The organism is Spirulina sp. LEGE 11439 (assembly GCF_059821285.1).
Genome location: NZ_JCAMRX010000045.1, coordinates 45,222 through 51,433 on the forward strand (window position 1 = coordinate 45,222; position 6,212 = coordinate 51,433).

Here is a 6,212-nt window from a genome sequence, read left to right on the forward strand (position 1 = left end):
TTTTGGAATTAAATAATTCATGGTAAATCTTGTTCAGTCTAAACCCTTAATTGCTCAGTCTGAATATGCTAAAAAGTTGCGTCCATTACTGCCTCCTGAAGCATTTCTACCCAACCAAAACCACGTTTTGATCCTAGGGATTAATCTAACTATATTGATCCTAGGTTGGGGGATTGCCGATTATCTCGATCGCTGGAATACGTCTTTATTGTGGTTGTATTTACCTTTTGCTGTAATTATGGGTAATAGTGTGATAATTGCACTATTTAGTACGCATAATATCATGCACAGTGCAACCATTAAAAATCCTCAATTAAAACAAGCGATCGGTTTATTCGGATTGACTTTGTTATGGATGCCACCCACTTTATGGAAAGCAGTTCATAATCGAGAGCATCATAATAAGACGAACTCCTTGCAAGATCCAGATCGAAATTATTTAGCCGAACATCCTAAAAACTGGGGAAAATGGATTCAAAATCAGTTTGTTCCTTCAGCAGAAGTGAATCCCATTTTTTTGACAATTGGCATGGCACACTCTTGGGGTATTCACACTTTTCGAAATCTCAGTTCGGTGTTTTTGTTTAATAATGGTACGACGAAATATCCCGTATTTTCCTTTACCGTTAGCTCTCAAGAACGGAAGGCTATTGGTTGGGAATTACTGCTGGCGATCGGGATTCATTTGAGTATCTTGACTTTCCTTGATTTTAATCCCATTAAGTTACTATTGGGTTACTTTTTGCCGATCTGGATTGGCTATAGTGGCGTGATGTTTTACATTTACACCAATCATATGCTCTGTCGGATGACCGATGTGAACGATCCCCTCGCTCATAGTGTTTCTCTGCGAGTACCGAAAATATTTGATGTGCTGCATTTGAATTTCTCCTATCATACAGAGCATCATATTTTTCCCGGTATGAACTCAGATTATTATCCGATGGTACAAGAACTTTTGCAAACTCACTATCCCGATCGCTTTAATTTATTGGAGGTCGGCAAAGTTTGGCGATTGTTGTTACAAACACCTCGACATTACCGGGATGAAAATACTTTTACTGACTGGACTGGAGAAAAATCTATCCCTTGTCCTTTGTCTACAAATCATCCAGAAAGGTAGTTAATATCGGTTGAGAGATGCGATCGCATCCCTCAACCGACTCATCTCAATAAATTTGAGAATTGCTGATTGGTTGCACTCTTGCAAAAAAGATGTACTGTAGAAAGAATAGTACAATTGCCCGTTGACTGTATGAATCCAGATATTCCCCTCGGATCGGTCATTCAAGGTTCCTTGATGCAAGGTTTAGAAGTGCGCTTGCATCCCGATATTTCGGTAGAAGATATGCGCGTTGGGAAATTTTTAGTCGTGGAAGGAACGCGATCGCGATTCTTCTGTTTGCTCACAGATGTTGCCCTCGGTACCTCCACTCCGAGAATTTTTAGCAATCCACCTTCCCCTCAAGATAGCTTTTTGCGGGAAGTTTTGGCAGGAAGCGGGACTTATGGCATGGTGACATTATCTCCCATGCTCATGTTCACCCCAGAAAGTCAAGGAATTGTTGATGTCGAGAATACCTCTCTCGCCTCTTTTCAAACCAATAGTAATAGCGACGCAGTACTCCTTCCGGTTAAAACAATTCCCACTCATTTCAGTCAAGTTTTTGATGCCAGCGAGAAAGATTTTCGCATTGTTTTTGGTTGGGAAGACGATCCGCAACGCAAGAATTTTTCCGTCGGTCAACCTCTCGATATGGATGTTCCCGTTTGCATCAATTTAGATCGTTTTGTTGAGCGCAGTAACGGTATTTTTGGCAAATCTGGAACGGGGAAATCTTTTTTAACCCGCTTGTTACTTTCAGGTATTATTCGTAAACAAGCGGCAGTGAATTTGATGTTTGATATGCACTCGGAATATGGTTGGGACGCGATGCAAGAAGGTAAGGGTGTGAGTACTGTGAAAGGATTAGCGCAACTGTTTCCCGGACAGGTGGAAATTTATACATTAGATAACGTTGCAACTAAGCGTAGAGGCGTTCCCAATGCCCAAGAACTTTTCCTCAGTTACGATCAAATTGAAATGGAAGATTTGCGTTTAGTCGCCCACGAACTCGGGCTTTCTGATGCCAGTATCGACAATGCTAATATTCTCGCGTCTGAATTTGGTAAGGCATGGATGGTGCAGTTATTAAATATGACCAATGAAGATATTAAAGAATTTTGTGAAACCAAACAAGGTCATATGGGTTCAATTATGGCGCTACAACGGAAGTTAATGCGTTTCGATCATTTAAAATATATTCGTCCGGTTTGTCCTCATAATTATATCGATCGCCTTTTGCAATCCATTGATGCTGGCAAGCATATCGTGATTGAATTTGGCTCTCATTCTAATATGCTGTCGTATATGTTGGTGACGAATATGATCACCCGTCGCATTCACAGCAATTATGTTAATAAAGCCGATCTCTTTTTGCGTTCTAAAAATCCTCAAGATCGTCCTCGGCAATTGGTGATTACTATTGAAGAAGCACATCGTTTTCTCGATTCTGCGATCGTGCATCAAACGATTTTCGGGACGATTGCGCGGGAAATGCGGAAATATTTTGTTACCTTATTGGTGGTCGATCAGCGTCCTTCAGGAATCGATCCCGAGGTGATGTCTCAAGTCGGAACCCGCGTCACTTGTTTGTTAAACGATGAAAAGGATATTAATGCCATTTTTACCGGCGTTTCTGGCGGTCAAGGACTGCGATCGGTTTTAGCGAAGTTGGATTCCAAACAACAGGCATTAATTTTAGGTCATGCGGTGCCGATGCCTGTGGTCGTAAGGACTCGTGCTTATGATAGCGACTTTTATCGAGAAATTGGTGATACAGATTGGAGTGAAAAAACCGATGAGGAGGTGTTAGTCGCCGCAGAAAATGGTAAGGCAGATTTGGGATTTTAAAGAAACTACGGATTTTTGCAGTTTCAAACATTTCTCGATAATTGTTCGAGAGTGAGAGAAAAGAGCGATCGCGCTTGGTGCGATCGCTCTTTATACGAACTCAATCGTTAATTGTTTTTCGCAGCCTCCTCACGAGCCTTTGCGGCCTCATCGGGGTGAATATTGAGACGAGTGAGATTAATACGTCCGCGAGAATCGATCTCGCGCACTTTTACCACCACCTCATCACCGACTGCAACCTCATCTTCTACCTTCCCGACGCGATAATCTGCCAATTGAGAAATGTGAATCATCCCTTCTTTACCTGGGAGAATCTCTACAAATGCCCCAATTTGGATAATGCGAGTCACGCGACCCACATAAACATCGCCTTCATTGAGCTTTTTCGTCATCCCTTCAATAATGCGCCGCGCTTCGAGGGCGCTTTCTTGACGGTTGCAGAAGATCATCACCGTGCCATTATCTTCAATATCAATTTTGGCTCCCGTTTGTTCCGTAATCCCCTTAATGGTTTTACCTCCGGGTCCAATCACCAAGCCGATTAAATCTGGATCGATCTTCATCGTTAACAGGCGCGGGGCGTGAGGAGAAAGGCGATCGCGAGGACGATCCAAAGTCGCCAGCATTTTCTCCAAAATATGTAGCCGTCCATCCTTCGCCTGTTCGATCGCTTTGGCAATAATATCCAAAGATAATCCCGTAACTTTCATATCCATCTGGAGGGCGGTGATACCGTTATCCGTCCCGGCCACCTTGAAATCCATATCCCCCAAGAAGTCTTCAATGCCTTGAATATCCGTCAGCACGCGGACTTCATCTCCTTCTTTAATCAATCCCATCGCCGTCCCGCTTACGGGTTTGCGAAGAGGTACTCCCGCATCCATTAACGCCAAGGTCGAACCACAGACCGATCCCATGGACGTAGAACCATTGGAAGACAGCACCTCAGAAACGACCCGCACGACATAAGGAAAATCGTCTTGGTGAGGCAGGATCGGCAAGATCGCCCGTTCTGCAAGAGCGCCGTGACCGATTTCTCGCCGTCCGGGGGAACGCATGGGTTTGGTTTCTCCCACGGAATAAGGGGGGAAATTGTAATGATGGAGGTAGCGCTTCTCGGTTTGTGGATGCAAATCATCCAAATCCTGCGCGTCTCCCGGTGTCCCTAAAGTTACCAAAGACAAAACTTGTGTGAGTCCTCGTTGAAAAGTCGCTGAGCCGTGAACCCGACGAGGAAGTAGTCCCGTGCGACAGCTAATGGGGCGCACCTCATCTAACTTGCGTCCGTCCACCCGCACGCCATCTTTAATGATTTGTAGGCGCATAAGTTTTTTGGTCAGCTTTTTGAAGAGAGTATCGACGATCTTTCCTTCTGCCGCTATCTTGAGGGCATTATCTTCGGGTAATTCTGCGATCGCGGCGGTCACTTCTTGAGCCTTGATCTCATCTAAAGCCGTATCGCGGGCTTTTTTATCGAAATCAAATTGAGCCAAGACCTTTTTGATTTTATCTTTGGCGCATTTTTCCACAAATTTCCCAAGAGCGGGATCTTCCTTAGGAGGTTCTTCGGAAACCAATTCTAATCCTAACTCCACCAAGAGTTCTCGTTGCGCTGAAATCAACTCCTGTACGGCTTCGTAGCCAAATTCGATCGCTTCGATAATATCGTGTTCCGGCAATTGATTAGCTCCAGCTTCCACCATAACGACACCATCGGGAGAGCCAGCCACCACCAAATCTAAATCTCCTTGTTCGATTTCCCGATAGGTGGGGTTAATGATAAAATCATCCCCGACTAAGCCAACGCGAACGGCAGCCATTGGACCTTGAAAGGGAATTTGCGCCAACAGTACGGCCACAGAAGCTCCCGTGACGGCTAAAACATCTGGAGGGACTTCTTCATCAAGGGCGAGGGTAGTTGCTATGATTTGAATGTCATCCCGAATCCATTGCGGAAATAACGGACGCATGGGGCGATCGATCAAGCGACTGGTCAGCGTCACTTTGTCTGGAGGACGGCCTTCTCGGCGTAAAAAACCGCCAGGGATGCGCCCGGCTGCGTAAAGTCGTTCTTCGTAGTCCACCAATAGAGGGAGGAAATCAATGCCTTCTCGACCTGCAGCGCGAGTTGCCGTGACTAAAACCGCCGTTTCTCCCGATTGAATTAACACCGAACCGCCAGCTTGAGGAGCGAGGAAACCTGTCTGGAGTCGAATATCCCGTCCGTCAAAGGATATTGACTTTTCAAATTCTTGCATCTTGCGTGCTTTTCCTTTTATTTTTTCACTGTTTCTCTTTCGCAATCCTAACATTTCTGGACTCGCTCCGTTTGCAATTCGCAATTCGAGTGCGGACTTCTTGCATTGGGAAGGATGTGATATTGAAAACTATTTTCAGACATTTCAGCCGTATGTCTGGAAACCTCAGAATTGAGCTACTGACAATTTGCAATTTTAGAAGTAAACGAGATCAAAAATATGGCGATTTTACACGGGAGTTGGATTTTGAATGCCGCCGAGAACGGTTATTTTTTCCTCTGGGGAGAAACGTGGCGGACGAGAACTTCAGAAGGATTGACGGAGAAGGGAGAGATTCCCTGCCATCCCTTGGGGATGACGCGTGACGAACTCTTGTCATGTCTGACTGCTCGGAAAATTTTTCTCCCCGATCGCGATGATGACTTTCCTTGGACGAGTCTGGCGATCGCGCTTCCCAGTCGTGAGGAAGAGAGGGAGGCCTCGGAAACAACAGAGAAGAGAGGAAGGGGCAGAAAACGGAAAAGTTCTGCGGCAAACTCTCTTTCCTCCCAGCGTCATTTTTTCCCCATACTTTCCGGAGGTGAGGGAGAAATCTCGCGACGAGATATTTCTTTGCAATGGTGGCAGGTTGAGGGAATCGCTTTGGATGGATGGGAAACCGTGCAGTTATTACAAGGATTACCTTTGGGATCCCGACTATCGCGTCGGGGGGACTTAGGGGACTCAATCCAATTCTGGTCGCAAGTATATCGCTGGAGTTTGGATCTACTGGCGCGAGGTAAATTTTTACCGGGGTTGCGTCCTTCCTTTAGCGATCGCGAAACCTCCTTGGGGGATTCTCAAGATGAGTGGAATAGTTGTTGGCAGCCTCTCCTCGATAGTGCCATCGATCGCGATCGTCTCAATCAATTTGCCCGTTTAATGCCAAGTCTCTGTCGCGCCTATTTTTCAGTCACCAGTCACCAGTCACCAGTCACCAGTCACCAGTCACCAGTCACCAG

The 6,212-nt window shown here is 45.5% G+C and carries 3 protein-coding genes and 1 pseudogene; 3 read left to right on the forward strand and 1 reads right to left on the reverse strand.

All coding sequences use genetic code 11. The annotated features are described in order from the left end of the window. The first annotated feature begins 19 nt into the window (after positions 1-19). Both AC6RV6_RS23125 and AC6RV6_RS23130 read left to right on the forward strand, forming a co-directional pair. On the forward strand, positions 20-1,123 hold the full coding sequence (locus AC6RV6_RS23125) for a fatty acid desaturase family protein (protein WP_500243242.1): 1,104 nt from the start codon (positions 20-22) through the stop codon (positions 1,121-1,123). A gap of 132 nt (positions 1,124-1,255) precedes the next feature. Then, positions 1,256-2,953 carry a helicase HerA domain-containing protein gene (locus tag AC6RV6_RS23130; protein WP_500243246.1) on the forward strand — a complete coding sequence of 566 codons (1,698 nt, stop codon included), beginning with the start codon at positions 1,256-1,258 and terminating at the stop codon, positions 2,951-2,953. A gap of 107 nt (positions 2,954-3,060) precedes the next feature. Here the strand turns inward: AC6RV6_RS23130 and AC6RV6_RS23135 are convergent, their stop codons facing one another. Next, positions 3,061-5,211, reverse strand: a complete 2,151-nt coding sequence (locus tag AC6RV6_RS23135; RefSeq protein WP_500243247.1) for a polyribonucleotide nucleotidyltransferase — start codon at positions 5,209-5,211, stop codon at positions 3,061-3,063. 219 nt (positions 5,212-5,430) lie between these two features. On the opposite strand from AC6RV6_RS23135, the pseudogene AC6RV6_RS23140 reads away from it, so the two are divergent. Further along, positions 5,431-6,212 (forward strand): annotated as a pseudogene (locus AC6RV6_RS23140) (hypothetical protein); the annotation flags it as partial.